The sequence below is a fragment of the Citrobacter telavivensis genome, assembly GCA_009363175.1.
Lineage (GTDB): Bacteria > Pseudomonadota > Gammaproteobacteria > Enterobacterales > Enterobacteriaceae > Citrobacter_A > Citrobacter_A telavivensis.
Map to the genome: position 1 here is coordinate 1,196,392 of CP045205.1, position 20,079 is coordinate 1,216,470.

Annotated in this window: 20 protein-coding genes and 1 pseudogene; 14 read left to right on the forward strand and 7 right to left on the reverse strand. The window is 47.1% G+C overall.

Features of this window, described 5'->3' with window-relative positions; translation table 11 throughout:
• Nucleotides 1-21: 21 nt before the first annotated feature.
• From GBC03_07935 to GBC03_07955, 5 genes are all read right to left on the reverse strand, one after another.
• Nucleotides 22-3,153: an HsdR family type I site-specific deoxyribonuclease gene (locus GBC03_07935; protein QFS70140.1), complete on the reverse strand. Its 3,132-nt coding sequence runs from the start codon at nucleotides 3,151-3,153 to the stop codon at nucleotides 22-24.
• Nucleotides 3,154-4,392, reverse strand: coding sequence for an FRG domain-containing protein (locus tag GBC03_07940; protein QFS70141.1), 1,239 nt, complete (start codon nucleotides 4,390-4,392; stop codon nucleotides 3,154-3,156).
• Nucleotides 4,389-5,834 carry a restriction endonuclease subunit S gene (locus GBC03_07945; protein QFS70142.1) on the reverse strand — a complete coding sequence of 482 codons (1,446 nt, stop codon included), beginning with the start codon at nucleotides 5,832-5,834 and terminating at the stop codon, nucleotides 4,389-4,391. Before GBC03_07945 ends, GBC03_07940 begins: the two co-directional genes overlap by 4 nt.
• A 26-nt stretch (nucleotides 5,835-5,860) precedes the next feature.
• On the reverse strand, nucleotides 5,861-6,892 hold the full coding sequence (locus GBC03_07950) for an IS630-like element ISEc33 family transposase (protein QFS70143.1): 1,032 nt from the start codon (nucleotides 6,890-6,892) through the stop codon (nucleotides 5,861-5,863).
• Nucleotides 6,893-6,975: 83 nt separating this feature from the next.
• Nucleotides 6,976-8,685: an N-6 DNA methylase gene (locus tag GBC03_07955; protein ID QFS73946.1), complete on the reverse strand. Its 1,710-nt coding sequence runs from the start codon at nucleotides 8,683-8,685 to the stop codon at nucleotides 6,976-6,978.
• Nucleotides 8,686-8,899: 214 nt separating this feature from the next.
• Here GBC03_07955 and GBC03_07960 point away from each other — a divergent pair.
• A pseudogene (locus GBC03_07960) lies at nucleotides 8,900-9,877 on the forward strand (TIR domain-containing protein).
• Nucleotides 9,878-10,063: 186 nt separating this feature from the next.
• Here the strand turns inward: GBC03_07960 and GBC03_07965 are convergent.
• Complete coding sequence (locus tag GBC03_07965) at nucleotides 10,064-10,270, reverse strand: AlpA family phage regulatory protein (GenBank protein QFS70144.1); 207 nt, start codon at nucleotides 10,268-10,270, stop codon at nucleotides 10,064-10,066.
• 92 nt (nucleotides 10,271-10,362) lie between these two features.
• Nucleotides 10,363-10,941 carry an inovirus Gp2 family protein gene (locus GBC03_07970; GenBank protein QFS70145.1) on the reverse strand — a complete coding sequence of 193 codons (579 nt, stop codon included), beginning with the start codon at nucleotides 10,939-10,941 and terminating at the stop codon, nucleotides 10,363-10,365.
• Between the two features lie 563 nt (nucleotides 10,942-11,504).
• On the opposite strand from GBC03_07970, the gene GBC03_07975 reads away from it, so the two are divergent.
• From GBC03_07975 to GBC03_08035, 13 genes are all read left to right on the forward strand, one after another.
• Nucleotides 11,505-12,647: a hypothetical protein gene (locus tag GBC03_07975; GenBank protein QFS70146.1), complete on the forward strand. Its 1,143-nt coding sequence runs from the start codon at nucleotides 11,505-11,507 to the stop codon at nucleotides 12,645-12,647.
• Nucleotides 12,648-12,748: 101 nt separating this feature from the next.
• On the forward strand, nucleotides 12,749-13,612 hold the full coding sequence (locus tag GBC03_07980) for a hypothetical protein (protein QFS70147.1): 864 nt from the start codon (nucleotides 12,749-12,751) through the stop codon (nucleotides 13,610-13,612).
• Nucleotides 13,613-13,703: 91 nt separating this feature from the next.
• Nucleotides 13,704-14,525 (forward strand): DUF932 domain-containing protein, encoded by an 822-nt coding sequence (locus GBC03_07985; GenBank protein QFS70148.1) that lies wholly within the window; start codon nucleotides 13,704-13,706, stop codon nucleotides 14,523-14,525.
• Nucleotides 14,526-14,740: 215 nt separating this feature from the next.
• Nucleotides 14,741-15,442, forward strand: coding sequence for a WYL domain-containing protein (locus tag GBC03_07990; GenBank protein QFS70149.1), 702 nt, complete (start codon nucleotides 14,741-14,743; stop codon nucleotides 15,440-15,442).
• A gap of 38 nt (nucleotides 15,443-15,480) precedes the next feature.
• Complete coding sequence (locus GBC03_07995; GenBank protein ID QFS70150.1) at nucleotides 15,481-16,320, forward strand: hypothetical protein; 840 nt, start codon at nucleotides 15,481-15,483, stop codon at nucleotides 16,318-16,320.
• A gap of 21 nt (nucleotides 16,321-16,341) precedes the next feature.
• A complete protein-coding gene (locus GBC03_08000; protein QFS70151.1) occupies nucleotides 16,342-16,815 on the forward strand; it encodes a hypothetical protein in 474 nt (157 codons plus the stop codon).
• A gap of 77 nt (nucleotides 16,816-16,892) precedes the next feature.
• Nucleotides 16,893-17,132: a DUF905 domain-containing protein gene (locus GBC03_08005; GenBank protein ID QFS70152.1), complete on the forward strand. Its 240-nt coding sequence runs from the start codon at nucleotides 16,893-16,895 to the stop codon at nucleotides 17,130-17,132.
• Between the two features lie 95 nt (nucleotides 17,133-17,227).
• Nucleotides 17,228-17,680, forward strand: coding sequence for an antirestriction protein (locus GBC03_08010; protein ID QFS70153.1), 453 nt, complete (start codon nucleotides 17,228-17,230; stop codon nucleotides 17,678-17,680).
• A gap of 15 nt (nucleotides 17,681-17,695) precedes the next feature.
• Nucleotides 17,696-18,172, forward strand: coding sequence for a DNA repair protein RadC (gene radC, locus GBC03_08015; GenBank protein QFS70154.1), 477 nt, complete (start codon nucleotides 17,696-17,698; stop codon nucleotides 18,170-18,172).
• A gap of 8 nt (nucleotides 18,173-18,180) precedes the next feature.
• Complete coding sequence (locus GBC03_08020) at nucleotides 18,181-18,402, forward strand: DUF987 family protein (protein QFS70155.1); 222 nt, start codon at nucleotides 18,181-18,183, stop codon at nucleotides 18,400-18,402.
• Nucleotides 18,403-18,420: 18 nt separating this feature from the next.
• Nucleotides 18,421-18,738, forward strand: coding sequence for a type IV toxin-antitoxin system YeeU family antitoxin (locus GBC03_08025; protein QFS70156.1), 318 nt, complete (start codon nucleotides 18,421-18,423; stop codon nucleotides 18,736-18,738).
• A 20-nt stretch (nucleotides 18,739-18,758) separates the two neighbouring features.
• The gene (locus GBC03_08030) at nucleotides 18,759-19,076 is read left to right on the forward strand and encodes a toxin (GenBank protein QFS70157.1); all 318 of its coding nucleotides are present in this window, start codon (nucleotides 18,759-18,761) and stop codon (nucleotides 19,074-19,076) included.
• Nucleotides 19,077-19,213: 137 nt separating this feature from the next.
• Nucleotides 19,214-20,050: a DUF4942 domain-containing protein gene (locus tag GBC03_08035; GenBank protein ID QFS70158.1), complete on the forward strand. Its 837-nt coding sequence runs from the start codon at nucleotides 19,214-19,216 to the stop codon at nucleotides 20,048-20,050.
• Nucleotides 20,051-20,079 lie beyond the last annotated feature (29 nt).

Consider the following 20,079-nt stretch of genomic DNA (forward strand, 5'->3'; position numbering starts at 1 on the left):
TCAGTTTGTATCTAAATTGCTTCACATCGTCCAATGATTCGAAATAACTTCCGCTTGTTTTAATATTAACTCCACCGCTTCCGGCGTTTTATCTGGCGGATACTTATACCTCCGCAGAGTCTGGCGAACTAGGATACGCAATCTTGCACGAACGCTTTCCCGTACCTGCCAGTCTACGGTTGTAGATTGCCGCAGCTTCAGCGTCACTTCTATCGCCAGTTTCTTAAGTACCTCATCCCCTAACTCTCGGACAGCGCTTTCGTTTTCTGCCAGTGCGTCGTAGAAGGCGATCTCGTCAGGATTCAGGCCAAGCGCATCATCACGCGTCATTGCGGACTGAAAATCCTTCGCCATCTGGATCAGCTCTTCAATCACCTGCGCCGTCTCAATAGCCCGGTTGTTATATTTAATCAATACGGCCTGAAGACGTTCCGAATACTTCTTCTCCTGCACTACATTATTTTTTGTGCGGGACTGGATACCATCATTAATCAGTTTTTCCAGCAACTCTACCGCCAGGTTGCGATATGGCATATCGTGGACTTCCTGTAAGAACTCATCAGAAAGTAGGCCAATATTGGGCTTATCCAGCCCGGCCAGCGTAAAAATATCATCCACGCCATTAGCAATTACGGCATTATCCAGAATCTGTTTTAGCGCAGAGTTCTTCTCGGCCTGGCTTATTTTTTTGTCCACACTTGTAAATTTGCTGATAGCGGCCTTCACTGCAGATAAGAAAGCAATCTCCAGTTTATAAGGCTGTGCCGCATCCAGCGTACAGCAAAGCGACCAGGCTTTAGTAATTGCCAATATGTTATCAAGAAAACGCTTCTTACCATCTTCAAGGCCGAGCACGTAGTTTGCAACGGGCACCAACAGCTTTTGTGCGTGAGCTTCAAAGCCGGTGTAGTCAAAACCCACTGACGTTGCTGTTTTGGCAAACATACCGTGGATGATGTCCAGCTTTTCCAGCATGATTGCCAGCGCTTCTTCGGCATTAATGGTCGCATCGCCTTTACCGTTTGCATCGGTATAGGTTTTCAGTGCCAGTTTCAGTTCATTGGCGATTCTGATGTAATCCACCACCAGCCCGCCGGGTTTATCTTTGAATACCCGGTTGACGCGGGCAATGGCCTGCATCAGGTTATGGCCGCGCATCGGCTTGTCGATATACATGGTGTGACAGCAAGGGGCATCAAAGCCGGTCAGCCACATATCGCGCACAATCACCAGCTTCAGCGGATCGTTCACATTCTTGAAGCGGGATTCTAGTCGTTTTTTAGTTCGCTTGTTGTAGATATGCGGTTGCAGCATGGCCTTATCAGACGCTGTACCGGTCATCACAATTTTGATTTGTCCTTTTTCAGGAGCGTCATCGTGCCACTCCGGGCGTAGCGCGATAATTTCATCGTAAAGATGGACGCAGATTTCTCGGCTCATCGCGACAATCATCGCCTTGCCGTCCATTACGGTATTGCGCTTCTCAAAGTGAGAAATAAGATCGGCGGCAACCTGCTGGAGACGAGGTTTCGCACCAACCAGTTTCTCCAGACGGCTCCATTCACCTTTGGTTTTTTCACGCAGGTCCAGTTCATCATCTTCAATCAGTTCATCAACCTGGTCAGAGAGCGCCGCCAGTTCTTCATGATTGAGATCGAGTTTCGCCAGCCGGGATTCATAGTGAATAGGCACCGTTGCGCCATCATCCACCGCATCCTGAATATCATAAATCGAGACATAATCGCCAAATACAGCGCGGGTATCGCGATCCTCTGCCGAAACCGGTGTTCCGGTAAACCCAAGAAACGAGGCGTTGGGCAATGCGTCGCGCATATGTTTGGCGTAACCGTATTTATAGATACCCGTTTCCCGGTCCAGGTTAGCTTTCATGCCGTACTGGCTGCGGTGCGCTTCATCGGAAATAACAACGATATTGCTGCGTCCATTGAGTACCGGATGGGCGTTTTCTCCTTCTTCCGGGGAGAACTTCTGCACAGTAGTAAAGATAATGCCGCCTGTGTCGCGAGTTGCAAGCAGTTCCCGCAGTGCTTCACGGTTATCCGCCTGTACCGGCATTTGCTTGAGCAGTTCCTGCGCCTGACAGAACGTACCGTAAAGCTGACCGTCCAGATCGTTACGATCGGTTACGACCACAATCGTCGGATTGCCCATTTCCGGCTGTTGTAACAGTTTGCCGACGTAACAACACATGGAGATACTTTTACCGGAACCCTGCGTATGCCAGACCACGCCCGCCTTCTTACTGCCAGGCTGAATGTTGCTGTGCAGGACCAGTTGCTTACCGGTAGCAGCGACGATCGTCGCCTGCACGGCCTCACGCACCGCGTGGAACTGGTGGTAACCAGCTATTTTTTTAATCAGCCTTTCATCGTTGTTCTCGAACAGGACGAAGTAACGGATATAGTCGAGCAGCAGCTCCCGGTTAAAGAACCCCCGCACCATAGTTTCCAGTTGCCATTCCAGCAACGGCTTATCATTTTCATTGCTGATGGTCTTCCACGGCATAAAACGTTCTTCCGTGGCCGTCAGAGAACCCACTCGCGCCAGATAGCCATCGCTGACAATTAGTGCTTCATTGCTGATAAACAGATCGCGGATTTCGTCTTTATAGGTCTGTAACTGATGGTACGCATCCCAGATATCTACTTTGTCGTCGATGGGGCTTTTCAGTTCCACCACCGCCAGCGGAAGCCCGTTAATAAAGCAGATGATATCCGGGCGACGAGGCTGTTTCGTTCCGCTGATGGTCATCTGATTGACCACCATAAAACGGTTGTTTTGCGGCTGGTTAAAATCCACCAGCAGGGCGTGGTCGTGGATAAGTTCTTCGTCTCGGCGGTACTGTACCGGAACACCTTCCAGCAGCCAGTGATGGAAGGTTTTGTTACTGGCAATCAGATCCGGGCTTTCAGCACGGGTAATACGGGAGATAACCTGTTCGATGACGTCAGCGGGCAGATGTGGGTTGATTTTTAGCAGGCAGGAGGTCAACACGGGCGTCAGGAATACATCATGATAACTGGCGCGTTGCGGGTTACTGCCCTCGGGGGCAATATCCGGCCCGTGGTGTATTTCCCAGCCTTGTTCGGCAAACCAGCCCAGACATAATGTTTCAAGCGTAGACTCGTTCATTTATGCCTCCTTGTCATCACTATCTTCAATAGAAAGTATATTTTTAATAACATACTCACGTGCAGACTCTGGATAACCTGCTTTTCTCAATATGATTCTTGTTTTTGCAAGCATACTTTCTTTCAATGAGTCACGCTCTTGCCAGTCTATTAATTTACCTTTTGCAAGAGTGTTAGCTATTTCATTAGCCATGAAATGCAACTTTTCAATATCTATGCCTTTGGCTTCGCTTGGTGTTAATAATAGATCCATTATCGAGTTGGAAGTATTTATTTTGGGGGTGGTACTTTCAAATGAGAGGTGTGGTGCTTCTTGGTGGAACTCTGTGACATCAGGGTTAATCGTTTTAATTACTTTGCTTTTCTCAATTTCAGAAATAAATACGTTGCAATAATCTGCTGCACCAATTAAATCTGGGAAAAGGCTGGCATGGTGTACATTCATGCGACGGAGATATTTTAAGCACTCACCTTGGTTTTCATTTTTGACATAAATTTTGCAGATGTATTTTGCTAAAATATAAGCTTCCTCATCCTCTGAAGCATTAGAAAAATCTTCGCCATGAACTTCTTCGTTGCTTAATATTTCGGCCAGCTTATTTTCAATGGTTGCGTCATGCGGTGAGTAAGTAAATAACCCAGCTTGGCTTACTAACCGACCGTGATCATCTTTTTTTGGCTCAAATAGCCTGATGTCCTGACATATTTCATTGTCTGTGATAAATGTTTTGTTCAAAATATAAATTGAACGATATGGGTTGTCATCCTCCTCAATTTGATCTTCTTTGCAAAAAGCAAAAAAAAGAGCAACATATGGAGAGTATGTCCAATCTAATAAAGGAGTCATTAATCCATGATGCTGACCAATTGACCATAATTCATCATCTTCCGGGCCATCATCTAGTAAACTATGATCTTTTATTCTTCCCCTAATAGCTTTCCTAAAGAGAGTGAGTTGGCGTTCTGCAAGCTCTTTAGTGACAATGCCATTTGACGTGACCCTTCCTAATGTTGGAGTCATACTCCAATCGAAACGCCTGTGGCCTCGGAAAACTAATTGCACATCATGTTGATTAAAAAAATCACTTTCTAATAAATGAGTAAAATCATGCCAGTCATCGATCCGGGTTACAGGTATTCGTCCGCTAAATTCGTCAGCAGTAATAATAAAACTCTGCTTAGGTAAATCGCTGACCCATTTTGGAATCTTATCCCAGTAATTATCTGGTAATTGACTCATTTTATGCTCCTTCCGTACTTATGTTGAGAGTTTTGATCTGCTAAATCAATCTCACCAAATATAAGTTTGGGAAGTAACTTGTCACGGAGTTGAGATAAATAAGCATTACTTACCAAATTGTTTTTAATGCTATTAAATAAAGGTGTGATAATCTCTTCGAACTTATCATTTATTGTTTTATGCGCAGTAAGTATATTTACCGTTTCAAATGTATTTGTTGTTATTGTGTCAAATACAGCACCGTGAGTATTCCGCTTTAATACATCAATACATTGTTTTACTCTGAGATAGGTAAGAAATGGCCCTGAGAAATCCTGTCCAGAGATTCCGTAACATGACTGGTTCATAGCCATCTCCACAGCGACCAACGCTAACTTTCCAACGGTCCCTCTTGCCGAAATTATTGTTGTTCCAACTGGGAGTAATTTTGTAGAACTATTATTTAGCCCCTTTGCGGTAATTTTTTCAACCGTATCAATAACAAATACATCCCCATCACGAGGTGCATCTTTTACTGAGTACCAGCAGATGTCACCTCCCCAATAATCTGATTCAGAACGCTTTGGTGTTCCCCCTCCAATTATTTTAATTTTTTCAGCTAAAGTGGTCATTTCCCATCCATCAGGGATATTACCCAACTTGCTTTCTTGCATAGCAAACGGAAACAACTCTGCGGTTGCCCTAAGCTCAGCATATTTTTCAGGTTGTTCACACTCAAACTCAGCCAAGGAAGCCATATCTTTACCAGAAATAGATGACATAGCAGCAAGTGTCGCATCTACCTGCGAACCACCTGCTTCCAGTACCGCAATTTTGGCTTTTACCGGTTCAAAATCAACAAACCAGCTTTTGAAAAGGGCTTGTGCCATTCGTTCTAGCGTTTGATTAATCTTCTGATTAATATGTATTTTTTCATCTAGGCTGCTAAGGATTTTAGCTATATTTTCTTGTGTCTTTAAAGGTGGCAGAGATAATTCGATAGATTTAAGAGAGGATAATGGTTGTCCGATACCCGGAGTACCAACTTGAGAAGCATTTTTAAGCAATTCATGTCTACCAGTACTACTTTTAAAAAAGTAGTATACAAATTTGGGACATGCTTTATCAGTAGCACAAGTCAGTTTCATCAAGCTGCTGGAAAGGACGTAGCGTTGTTCACGTTCTACAATGCCTACTTCACCTATAGAACCTCTGTGAGGAAATACCAAGTCATTTTTATAAACGTTACATGATGCTAATTCATCAGCTTTTTCTTCTGTTATATATACGAAGTCATTTATAAAATGAGATGTTGGGCCAAGGTTTGTCCCTCGAATTACCGCAATACCCGACTCGGTATAGCAATCACTCTTCATTCGAGACCCAAAAGGACCAATAGTGATAGCATTTTTTCTATCGGCTTTAATGTCATCGATCCGTACAATAGGCCAGTTAGAACTCATATCCTAAATAGCTGTGCCTAATACCGCTACACTTTTGCCTGACCATGTTTTCCTCCGGGGAATGGGCTGGCGGTTTCCATAAAATGGCGGACCTTTTTCAGTAACTGCCACATTGAGCGGCACTGATGATTACGGGTTATCGTGTCATGAAGTGCCTGCCATAGCCGTTCCACATGATTCACCCACGGCGAGTAAACCGGCTGGTAAATTACCCTGAACTTGGGATTTGCTTTCAACCAGCGCTGTGTTTCGCGGCTTTTATGGATAATGTAGTTATCAACGATCAGCGTGATTGTTTTCGCCCGCCGGTAAGTGGCTTTCAGGTGCTTCAGCAGAGCGATAAACAGCGCTGAACTTTTGCTGTTGCCGCCCACGTAGCTGACTTTACCCGTGCCACTGTGCAGTGCGCCGGCCAGATAGTATTTTTCGTTCTGCCCCGGCGTCACTACCCGTTTCTGCTGTCCGCGCAACTGCCAGTCCGCACCGATTTTAGGATTAAGGTGGATATCCACTTCATCTTCATAAAATACCGGATGCTCTGCGCTGCATTCATCCAGCGCTTTGTGGATTACCGCCATCTTTTCATCTTTATGTGGGTCACGGATACGCAGAGTTGGCGCGGCCCTGCGCCATACAAGCCCCGCAGATGGCAACCAGCGGCGAACGGTTCCTGCATGTAACTGGCAACCGGTTATCTCATTGATTTTTATTGCCAGTAATTCGGTGCTCCAGCGTGAACGTTGATAACCAAAATCGCCGGGAGAATGCTTTATCAGCTCACGTAACAGGGTGCAGATATGTTCAAAAGGCCAGCGTCGGGAGCGCCCTGCGGGTAAGGATTTCAGGCCTTCAATACCTGAGTGCGTAAACCAGTTAATCCAGCGACCAACGGATGAACGGGCACAACAGAGAGTTCTGGCAACATCGCTGACCCGTTCACCCCGATGAAGCATCAGCATGGCCGTGAGTCTGCGGGCATGATTTTTATCGCGCGTTTTATGAATAGCTTTCTGCATCAGGCGTCGTTCGCCACGGGGTATTGGTGCTATGATCGGCATCGCTCAGTCCGGTTGGTGGTTTTGGTTGGTTTGGCGATTGATCAGATCGCACAATCCGGGCTGAGTTCCCTTTCAGTGATCTACTATTCCGCGCAGCTATTTAGCCCTCCCAGATTCATCTTTATTTGCTTCTCCAGCTCCGCATTTTCTGCCAGTTGATCTTTTAGTATCGCTGTCAATTGCGCCATCTTCTCTGCAAACGGCTCATCATCTTCTTCTTGTTCAATTGCACCAACATAACGCCCAGGAGTCAGGACAAAATCATTTTTCTTTATATCGTCCAGCGTGGCAGTAAAGCAGAATCCGGCTATGTCTTCGTAATCTTTAGCTGTCTGCCAGGCATGGAACGTATCGGAAATCTTACGAATATCATCCGTTGAAAAATCACGTAGTACGCGATCTTTCATAAAGCCAATCTGGCGAGCATCAATAAATAGAACCTCACCTTTACGATGAGCCTTACCATTACCGCCTGATTTGTCTTTGGTCAGTAGCCAGATGCAGGCCGGGATTTGGGTGTTGGTAAAGAGCTGCCCCGGCAGTGCTACCATACACTCCACCAGATCAGCCTCAATAATCGCCCGGCGAATTGCACCTTCGCTGCTAGTATTGGAGCTCATAGAGCCGTTTGCCAGCAGCAGTGCCATTGAACCTTTCGGTGCCAGATGGTGGATCATATGCTGCATCCAGGCAAAGTTGGCGTTGCCCTGTGGCGGGGTACCGTATTGCCAGCGGACGTCATCTTCCAGCTTCGCATTCCACCACTCTTTCATATTGAACGGTGGGTTAGCCATAACAAAGTCGGCACGCAAATCCGGGTGCTGATCGTTCAGGAATGTATCGGCATTTTGTTTACCGAAATTAAAATCGATGCCGCGAATCACCATGTTCATTGCAGCCAGACGCCAGGTGGTAGGGTTGGATTCTTGCCCGTAAACGGAGATATTGCGCTTTTGCTCGGCAGCGTTGTAATGCTTTTCATCTGCATGCGCTTCTATAAACCGATCGCTGGAAACGAAGAATCCGCCGGAACCCATCGCCGGATCATAAACACGGCCATTATAGGGCTGGAGCATTTCAACAATCAGCGTGACGATGCTTTTTGGCGTGTAATATTGGCCACCCTGTTTGCCTTCCGCCAGCGCGAACTGACCGAGGAAATACTCGTAAACGTGACCGAGAATATCTTTGCTCTTCAAATTGAGCTTCACGCCATTGTATTTAGGTTCGCTGAAACTGGTATCGGAGAAAACGTTAATCAGGCTGATTAACAGGTCATTGCCAAGCTGATAGTGGCCGATACGGTTAAGGATATTTTTCAGTTTAGGATTGCTGTTTTCGATAGTATCCAGAACAATATCAATCAGCTTGGATACTGACGTCATTACGATATCTTTACCGCTATCGTCTTTTCCCAAAACCGTCCCTACAGGCAGGGCTGCGTTGGTTTTGAGAGTTTCCCAGCGAGCCAGTTTTGGTACCCAGAAGACGTTTTTCTCAGTGTAGTAATCCTTAACTTCCAACTCTTCTGTGATCGCCTGCTGGTACGCCTCTTCCGTGTCGTAATCATCACGAGAAAGTGTGTAAATGTTGTCCGGGTTGGACTTGTCTTCAAACAGCCCTCTCAGTTCCATCTGACGGGCATCAAAGGCATCTGAAACATACTTCAGAAAGATAAGCCCCAGTACCACATGCTTGTAGTTGGCCGCGTCCATATTGGCGCGTAGCTTATCTGCGGCTTTCCAGAACTTAGTATCCAGATCGTTAAGAAATTGCTGCTCAGCGTTGTCCATCATAACCTCAAAAAATCATCTGCGTCTGGTTCGGTATCCAGGTTGCGTAAAGTCAGGGTAATTGCCAAGGATCATACCCTGACGTCAGCGCGATACCAAGATGAAGGACTGATTTCCGTATCAATACTTTGTGGCAAGGGGGGATTACTCTTTTACACTTATCGGTGCAAAATGACGGTATTTTTCATTTCCCTACAGGAGCTTCTTACGCGCTATGACCACTCTCGTTTTTTCCTATTCTCATGCAAACGAAGCACTGCGCAATGAGCTTGAGAAGCATCTTTCACCTCTGAAGCGCATGGGCAAAATCACGACATGGCACGATCGCCGCATCGTTCCAGGACAAGAGTTCGAGAACCAAATAGACCACTACTTTTCGCAGGCAGATCTCATCCTGCTGTTAATTAGCAGTGATTTCATCGCTTCTGATTATTGCTATCAGGTAGAAATGACCAACGCCCTGGAGCGACATAAGCGTGGCGAAGCGGTGGTCATTCCGGTGATCCTATGAGAGTGTGCCTGGCATCAGCTACCGTTCGGCAGCATTATGGCTGCGACTACTGACGGTAAACCCATCACCAGATTTACCAGCTATGATGAAGGCTATGTTCAGGTTGTTGATGCCGTTTCCCGCGCGATTGCCAATTTGGAAGCGAAGAAACCACAGCAGAGTGCTTATGTTTCTTCTCCTGCGCCAGTAAACCCAATGTTTCAGGCAACGGATACCGTTTTTATTCCTCGCTCCAGCAATCTTTCACTGCCAAAACGTTTTACCGACCTTGATAAGGATCGTGCCTGTCGTGACGGTTTTGAATATGTCGCCCGTTATTTTGAAGGATCGCTGGCTGAACTCAAAAAACGCCATGCCGGGGTAGAGATCGATTTCCATCGGCCTGATGCAGAAGCTTTCACTTGTGCCGTGTATATCAACGGTAGCAAGGTTGGTCAGTGCGGAATCTGGTGTGGCAGTCGTAATATGGGATTCGGGGATATCTGCTACAGTCAAAGCGGTGTGACTCACAATAGTTGCAATGAAAGTCTTAGTGTTGCGGATAATGGGCAAACACTTGGATTCCGCACCTTGATGGGATTGGGTTACAGCAACTTAAGGGATTCGTTATTGACTAACGAAGGTATGGCAGAGCATTTGTGGGATATGTTCTTTAGTCCTATTCAGCAGCGTAATCGTTAAATGTAATCCGTATCAGTTCTGCTTATACGGGTCATGCTTCTGAGCGGTTAGGTAGTGCCCAGCCAGAGGTAATGGTTGATTTTTAGTATCCTTCGAAGGATTGATATTGACGTATCCCGCTGAGGATATCAGTACTGAATGAAGAACAGCTTTGAATAGAATAAGAATTATAAGGCTGAATTTGATTCATGATCGGGATTCACAAATGCGATAATACAACCACTCTTCTACATCGCTTTTTAACCATCGGGAAGCTCTGCCCAACTTAATTGGCTTCGGGAATAAACCATCCTGTATCAGCTTGTAAAACCATTTGTCGCTCAGGCCAGTAAGATGGGTAATGAATTTCATGTCAATAAACTGATCTTCCAGTAAAGTAGGTTTAGTAATCATATTGATGTGTTCCAGTAAGGTATATTAACCGGAGCGGTAGCAAACGATTTTACTACCGGCTCCTCCACATCAAGGGTTTGTCCTGTAAAAAATCAGAACTGACGCGGTCTGCCTCGATTACTTCTTGCAGATATGTTGTTTCTGTCCACATACACACCTATGTCTTTTTGACTGGTTTTCGCCAGATAACTAATAATGTATCTCAGGTTGTTTATATCTTCCGGGTTGCGATGATCGACAACACGCTCAACGCTGGCAACAAACTCTTTTTTATTTCTGCAATGATGGAAGTATCCCTCATTATCGGTACATACTGCCCACTCATCTCCAATCATCCGAACCAACATGTAAGAATTATTGTGTTTTTGTCCGTTTAGATAAAATACAGTATGGACATGTAACCCTTTATCAGATGAACATTCGATAACCCAGTAATAGCCTGTTATTGATTTGTTGGCTTTAATCCCATTAATCAGGTTATGCATGTCTTTTGCCATTACATCGATACTCTGTTTTTGATATCGCACACTGTTCTTTCTCCAGCCGAAATCAATTCTTACAGCCAAAAGACGTGAGTAACGATTAAACATCGCATCAAGATGCTCATTAATATCACTGATAATTAACGGGTGCATTTCGTAGTTAGGGTTTGCATTGTAGGTAGTTGTCATGATTTATCCTCTGTAGTGTTCAATAGACAGGGGCATCATGTTTATTGTCAGAAGCTAGTTTCTTCAGAGATGAGTTTCATTCAAGCGGGATATATCTGGAATGGAGTAAGCAGGGTAAGAGAGACTACGTTAACACTTCTATAGATAATATTAAAAAACCTTAATTCGATTATCTCCACAGATTGTCCCCCCTTATCAGTTTTCTGACCGTTAAGTAAGGCATTAACTACTCTTGCACCGCCTGCTTAATGGCTCGTGCTTCTACGCTAAAACCCTCCTGCTTAATGACAATGTCACCTTTGATCTCAGATGAAGGCTCTGTCTTGTATAAAAAATTTTCTTTAGTTAGTAAGCTTCACTATTGGCAATGCAGAAATTTCGATTTTGAAGCATCGTTAACCCTATGAAACCACCAGTTATGAACAAATACTGATCATTTTTAATTACCAAAACATTACGATTTTAGCTGTTATTTATTAGTAATAAATTGACATTTTATCGTATGATTGATGTAGTGGTTCTTGATAGTTTTAAGCCTTCTAGTGACGTGACAGGGGAACATAATGACGTTGATGGAGTATGAGCGTTGCAGGAAGTATCATCAGTATGTGAGGTATCTGAGTGAGCATCTCGGTGTGTCTGTTGATATGAAAACCGTCAATTCCTTCTGTTCACCGGCGCAGTACGCACAATTGATTCATTCGAAATTAGATCAGCTTTTTGATAATTCATCTCAGAAAAGAAAAACTATAAGAGAGATGAAACTGTATGCCACAATGCATATTGTGTCTGAAAAACATTTTGACTGGATGAAATCAAACAGGCGCATTGCCTGTTTTGCATGGTTCTGGATTTTTAGCAAACCTAGTTTAGAACAGAGAAAACTTAACTTAACAAATAATAACACTGCAGCATCTAATGCAATACCTTCATTCCTCACTGAGGAAATATTGGGGCAGTATTCAAGCGATGTAGACTTTGAAGCATTAAAGAAACATCAGATCAAAACGTCAGGTGAAAAGAACGTTAAACTCAATGACAGGACAAACGTGAATGATGTTAGCGCGTTGGACACACATGAGGTGATCACTGTATCCCACAGCGCAAACGGTATGAATTTCGAAAGACTTACCCCTGTATATGATTCAAAAGAAAGTTATGTGCTGTCACTGATGAAGGAAATTGATAGCTTCAGCTGCGATGTAAATGAAAAAATTAGTATCATTAATGAGCTCTATCATTCGTGGGTAAATACCTTTAATGAATTCCCTTTACCATTTTCATGGATTGATCTGGATGAAGAAGAAAATGTCTACTGGTTATGGAATTATATGTATAAGGGCTATGTCGGTTGTGATGTACAGCCAGCCACCAGCAGGCAAATGAAGGACTTTGCTGTTGCAACCTTTGATTGTTGGAATGGCTGGAGTGCAGAACAGGCTGTTATTATGAATGTTAAGGATGGTGATTTTACGCCAGGAAGGGAGATGAGCAAGCAGGAGTTTCTCGTGCGAGCACGCAATTCCTGGATACAAAAACGCCATCGGGATAAAAAATCCAAAGACAGTTCAGGTATTAAACTGACAGCGCAATCTAAAAAGAAATTAATGTCTTTGCATAAAGCCACTGGCATTGAGTCAAATGTATTACTTAAATCCTTTATTGATGAAGCATGGAAAAAAATGACATCCGATGGAAAGGAGTAATTAAAAATATTATAGATATATATCATCTCCCTGAAGACTAATCAGTTAAGGCAGAGCCACGAGGTTCTGCCTAATTATTTTATTTCTCCGGAGATGCTTTCATGCATAACTCAGATAATGTTCAAGCAATTCAACAAACACTGTCAGCTCTGCCTGATTGGGTATCGGAACGTATTTTACAACACATAAATAACCTGACAAATTACGAGCCGGTTATAGGGATTATGGGTAAAACAGGAGCCGGTAAATCCAGTCTTTGCAATGCACTCTTTGCTGGGGAGATATCGCTGGTCAGTGATGTGGTCGCCTGTACGCGTGAGGCACTGCGCTTTCGTCTGCAGGTCGGTGAACGTCTGATGACAATCGTTGATCTGCCCGGCGTGGGAGAAAGCAATGCCCGCGATGCCGAGTATGCTGCGCTGTACCGTGAACAACTACCCCGACTCGACCTTGTTCTATGGCTGATTAAGGCTGATGACCGTGCTCTGGCGGTGGATGAACACTTTTATCATCAGGTAATTGATGAGACTTACCGGCATAAGGTGCTGTTTGTTATCAGCCAGTCAGATAAGACTGAACCCACCAGCGGTAGTGGTCAACTGTCCACGGAGCAAAAGCAGAATATCAGCCGCAAAATCTGCCTGCTGCATGAACTGTTCCGGCCTGTACATCCTGTGTGCGCCATTTCAGTTCGGGCTAAGTGGGGATTGCGGATGATGACTGAGCGGATGATTAAGTGTCTGCCGCGAGAGGCCAGCAGCCCGATGGTCGCGCAACTGCAACATCCCTTTCGTACACCAACAGTCCAGAAAAAAGCGCGTGACGATTTTGGTGAAACGGTCGGCGCGGCACTGGATGCGGTGAGTGCCCTGCCGCTGATCCCGGCCCCGGTGCGGGCAGTTATCAGGGCGGTACGCGATACAGTGGTATCGGTTGCCCGTACCGTCTGGAATTTTTTCTTCTGAGTATTTAATCCCGCCTGTTGTTTCCCGAGCCCTGTCGCCTTCATGCGACAGGGCTTTCTTTTATTTGTTTTCCGTTATGAGGAGTCTGCTTATGACCCGTCTGGCTTCGCGCTTTGGCGCTGCAAATCTTATTCGTCGTGACCGTCCGTTAACCCGTGAAGAGCTGTTTCGCGTGGTACCCAGCGTATTCAGCCAGGACAAACACGAATCCCGTAGTGAAAGATACACATATATACCCACCATCTCTTTGCTGGACAGCCTGCAGCAGGAGGGCTTCCAGCCGTTCTTTGCCTGTCAGACCCGCGTGCGTGACCCCGGTCGTCGTGAACATACAAAGCATATGCTGCGCCTGCGTCGGGAGGGGCAGATTACCGGTAAGCAGGTACCGGAAATTATTCTGCTCAACTCCCATGATGGCACCAGCTCGTACCAGATGTTGCCGGGCCTGTTCAGGGCTGTGTGTCAAAATGGACTTGTCTGCGGTGAGTCGTTTGGCGAGGTAAGGGTGCCACACAAGGGGGATGTGGTGAGTCAGGTGATTGAAGGGGCCTATGAGGTGCTGGGGATTTTCGACCGTGTGGAGGAGAAGCGGGATGCCATGCAGTCGCTGATACTATCACCACCTGCTCAGCAGGCACTGGCAAAAGCCGCACTGACGTATCGCTTTGGTGAAGACCACCTGCCTGTTACTGAATCGCAGATACTCTCCCCGCGCCGCTGGCAGGATGAAAGCAATGACCTGTGGACCACTTATCAGCGTGTGCAGGAAAACCTGATTAAGGGAGGAATCAGTGGCCGTAATGCTAAAGGTGGACGGACGCATACCCGTGCTGTGCGTGGCATTGATGGGGATGTGAAGCTTAACCGTGCGCTTTGGGTGATGGCAGAAACACTGCTCACGCAACTGCAGTAGACGTTTCATGTTGCCATATTGTTAATGTCGGACATTACCTGTCCGCATTGCGACGTACTAGCGGTCCTCACTCCCCGGGGATGGCCTGAAACTCCCGTCACATCTGGCTTTTGCAGAAATGAAAAATAGTTACTGCGGTGTCCATACCCTGACCGCGCCCCTCTTTAAAGTAATCACATCATTTTCAGTCAGTTAACTTTCCCGGAGAACTTCTCATGACACAGGCAGAACGTCGCCATGACCGACTGGCGGTCAGGCTGTCGCTGATAATCAGCCGCCTGGTTGCCGGGGAAACGTTGAGTGTGCGTAAGCTGGCGGCAGAGTTTGGCGTATCGGTACGCACGCTGCGACGGGATTTTCGTGAACGTCTTATGTACCTCGACCTTGAGTATCAGTCCGGCTATTGCCGCCTGCGCACCGCTGGCAGTGAGATGCAGATGGTGCCTGATGTGCTTATCTTTGCCCACCGCAGCGGGCTGGCCGGGCTTTTTCCGGGCCTTGACCGCCGACTGGTGAATGCGTTGTTGATGTGTGATGAAGCTCCATGCGTTATACCACCTGCCAGTCCGGCATCCTCACCGTCAGAACCTCTGTCATTCTGGCGACTGGTTCAGGCAATTACTGACCGCAGAAAAGTCACACTGCTTGCTGACGGGCAGCGCTGCGAGCGATTGGCTCCGTGCCGGTTACTCATCCACCAGCAGACCTGGTATCTGATTGCCGAGCATAACGGACATATTGCCGTGTTCACGCTGGATGAAATTCATCTGGTTCAGCCCCTGCAGGAGTCTTTCAGACGTAACGACAATTTATGCCGTCTGGCTGAAGACCCGGTGTTCATTCAGGCCTTACCCCATTTTCGATTTATTCAGCAGTCACTGCTTGCGTTTGTTCCGGTTGATAACAGGCCGGAATAGCGCAACTTTTTATCCACCGGGCAGCAAAGAGGAGTCCGATGCTGTTATCGCCAGAGTTGTCAAAAACCGGGGTATCCAGCCGACTCCTCGCCCTAACACTGCCCACTGATGTACCGGTGGGTATTATCCGGGGCATTTATGTATTCACAAAAACTATTCATCTGATTTCAGTAAGGAAAAAAATGAAACTGATTAAATTATTACCTCTGCTGGCAATGGTTGCTGGCTCCAGCTTTGCTGCATCACCGGAGAGTACGGTCAAAGCATCAGGCTGTCTGGCGGTAAACGATATGCTTGAGAACCTCAATTCGCGGGAGTCTTGTGTTTCAGTCGATATCACCAGAACATTATCTGAAGGCCGTTATCTGGCGGTTGCTAACCTGAGTAACGGCAACATCTACCCGGTCCGCATAACCCTCAGTGAGGGTGTCATTACCGCACGTCCGGATACGGATGAAATTGATAAGCTCAATCAGCAGCAGGCGCAGAAGCGCCGGGAAGAGCAGTTACAGAAAAAGCGCGATTATTACAAAGCTCATCCACAAAAAGAGAGCGACTTCGATAAAGCGAAAAAGGCACATCTGAACCTTACTCAATATCACTCAGCCGCCTGCAGGGCCATTGGTCAAAAAGTATGGGATTCCATTAATGAAGATGTGTCGTGCCTGATGATTGAGAATGCACAGCCGATCAGTGATAACACTCAAACAGGAACAGCCATTCTGAGCGGGCCAGGTGCGAGCAAATTTAAGCTCCCGGTGAAGTTCAGCGTGTTCAGCGAGGATTTTATCCGTGTTGACGCCGATATTGCTCCAGCTGCGCTGGCACAGCTAAAGGCACAGATAGACACATATAAAGAAAAACTGAACCAGCGCTAATGAACTAAAAAGGATAACAGTATGAAAATTAAACACTGTTTGCCTGTCCTGCTGTCTCTGCTGACCCCGGCCATCACTCATGCAACGGTAACTGAACAACAGTGGGGCGAATGGTACGGTAATACGGGCGGTATGGAGTTTGCACTCAGCAGCGACAATCAGGCCGGAGAGAAGCTGACCATCAGTTGCAGCAATAAAAAGATGGTTGTGGCCTGGCAGCTCCCGAAGGAGGATTACCGCGCCACCTCTGATGAAGGAATGAGCGAGGTGTACCTTCTGATAAACGATGAAAAATACTCGCTTGAGAATGAAACTCTGCTCCCGGGCGAGACTGTTCCGGCTCAGGTGGCTTTTGAAGCACTGAAGCACACAGGAGCAAAAGACACACTGGCTTTCACCGCCTTTCAGTCAGGGGAATCGAAACCGTTCAGTGCCCGTGGCTTGCACGATGCGCTAAAAGATATCACCTGGCAGGATTGTCTCGATCAACCCTGACGGCTTTTCACATTAGTCATTCGACCAGCCCTGTTGCACATGTGCAACAGGGCTTTTTACTTTTTAAGGTCTTCAACATGCCTGAATCCCCGTTACTACCACCTGGTTCTTTTACCCGGCAGCAGGCCAAAGTCATTATCAGTCTGTACCACAACGTCACCATCGAAGATGACCAGAACACGCATTTTCGTCTGGTTGTGCGCGACGATGATGGCGGCATGGTCTGGCGTGCATGGAATTTTGAGCCCGATGCCGGTGCAGGACTCAACCCAAATATCCGGCGCTATGGCATCCGCAGGACGTTACTCACCGACTGACAAACCCCATTCCCGACGGCCATTTCCTGACCATCCTTTATTACCCCACACGCCAGCCCTCGCCGCTGGCGTTTTTTATTAACGGAGACATTTACATGACAACGCAGACACAGCACGACCTCGTACTCGCTAACCAATCCGAATTTGAACTGACCGTCACGCAGGTACCCGACGAACAGCGTATCGATTTCTGGCCTCGGCACTTTGGCACCATTCCGCAGTGGATAACCCTGGAGCCACGTATTTTTGCATGGATGGACCGCTTCTGTGAGGCCTACAGCGGCGGTATCTGGTCCTTTTACACCCTCAGCAATGGCGGCGCGTTTATGGCCTCTGACGCTGACGATAAATGGCATATGTTCAACAGCATGAACGGCAATGGTGCCCAAATGAGTGCAGAAGCCGCAGGTATCGCTGTCTGCCTGATTGAATACAGCCATCACGCCTGTCGCACCGAATGCGATGCCATGACGGAGCACTATCGCCGCCTGCGGGACTATGCCCTGCAGCATCCTGAAGCCCACGCCATTTTGCGCATCATTGACTGACCAGAGGAACAACGAATGAAACAGCTGTCCTTTTTACCCGGTGAGATGACGCCACAGGACCGGCGTCTCATTCAGCGTGCTCTCAGGGCTCTGGACCGACACCTGCATGAGCCCGGGGGGGTCTTCACCACCACACATGCTGTCCGTGAATGGCTGCGACTGCATATGGCCGCGCTTGAGCGGGAAGAGTTCCGGGTGCTGTATCTGGACAACCAGAATCAGCTTATTGCCCATGAGACGCTCTTTAGCGGCACGATTAACCGCACCGAGGTGTATCCCCGGGAGGTCGTTAAGCGTGCCCTGTATTTCAATGCCGCAGCGGTGATACTGGCGCATAACCATCCTTCCGGTGAGACGACGCCCAGCCAGGCTGATAAAGCCCTCACGCAGCGACTGGTGCAGGTACTTCAGCTGGTGGATATCCGTGTCCCTGACCATCTGATTGTCGGTGGCAGGCAAATCTATTCGTTCGCGGAACACGGTCTGCTGTGAGGTATGACATGAAAATTATCAGTAAACGCCGGGCGATGACGATTTACCGCCAGCATCCTGAGTCCCGAATCTTTCGATACTGCACCGGCAAATACCAGTGGCACGGTAGCGTCTGTCATTACACAGGCAGGGAAGTTCCGGATATCACAGGAGTGCTGGCGGTATACGCCGAACGCCGCCAGAACCGCAACGAACCGTATGTCTGTCTGATGAGTATCACCCTGAACTGATAATAAAGGAGGTTATAAATGAGCAACATCACATGGGGCCTGCAGCGGGATATCACGCCACGCCTGGGAGCCCGTCTGGTACAGGAAGGAAACCGGCTGCATTATTTAGCTGACCGGGCCAGCATCACCGGCAAGTTCAGTGACGCCGAATGCCAGAAGCTGAATGAAACATTCCCGCACTTTATCAGCCAGATGGAATCGATGCTTACCACCGGGGAGGTGAATCCCCGACAGGCCCACTGCGTCATCCTATACCACAACGGTTTTACCTGCGAAGCCGATACCCTTGGCAGTTGCGGCTACGTATACATCGCAGTTTATCCCACTCAACGCTAACTAATTTCACGAGAGCAAGCATGAAACCTCAACCTGCTACAATTTCGCGGGCGACGAAGCCTTCTCTGTCGCCCCTGACTGTCTGGCAAATCTTACTGACACGCCTGCTTGAACAGCACTATGGCCTGACACTGAACGACACGCCATTCAGTGATGAAACTGTGATTCAGGAACACATTGATGCCGGTATCACACTGGCTGATGCCGTGAATTTTCTGGTGGAAAAATACGAGCTGGTCCGTATCGACAGGAAGGGATTTAGCTGGCAGGAACAATCTCCTTATCTACGGGCTGTAGATATTCTGCGGGCAAGACAGGCAACTGGCCTGTTGCGATAAAGCCGTAATATTTCGACATGCTGAATCTTGCGAACCTCCTTCCCGAATTACATTCCTGATCTGTCTTCCTTATTTACTCATTTCAACATGCGCCTGCTACTCCCGGCAGGCGTGTTTGCTTTTATATGGAAAAAATCATGCAAACAGAAGCTGAAGTCTTAACTGACCATAATGAGCTAATTTGCTCGACCAGTATTGAACGTATCGTCACAGGACGTGATGCTGCGCTGAGCGAAATAGAAGTCCTGATCCATCAGCTTGATGACATCTCTCGGCTAACCTCCAGCATCGGTGGTGATGTGGCAGAGCATTGGGCGATGCGACAGGGCCATTCCTTTGACTGCTGGCTGATGCAACCCGTGGACAAAGCGATGCCGATTATAATCCGCAATATCGATCGCAGCATCTGGCGCGATCTGATGCTGAAGTCCGGGATGTTGACCTTAATGGATGCCGAGGCTCGTAGTCAGTGGGCTAAAAACCTCGAAGAGGGTGATCTTCCGGCCATCAGCGAAGCCAACATCCTGAGTACCTTTGAACAACTCCACCACAATAAACAGGATGTTTTCGAACGAGGGATTATCAACGTATTCAAAGGGCTAAGCTGGAACTATAAAACCAACAATCCTTGCTGTTTCGGTAGGAAGATCATCATCAATAATCTGGTGAAGCATAACCGATGGGGCTACAGCCTGAATTGGGGCTGGCGGCTCGATCAGTTAGCCGATCTGGAGCGGATGTTCTATTTGTTGGATGGTAAAACTCTTCCCGATAATCGGCATGATGTTTCCATCCGGTTTATGGAATTTGTGCGTGATAATCCGGATCAGCAAGTTTTCGAGGACGAACTTTTTATCATTAGATATTTTCGGAAAGGCAGTGGGCATATTACTTTCAAACGCCATGATTTAATTGAATGTATGAACGATATCATCGCAAAACACTATCCTGGATTACTAGGTAGCCGTTATTGAAGATTTTGACGCTTGAGGCTAACAAGCTT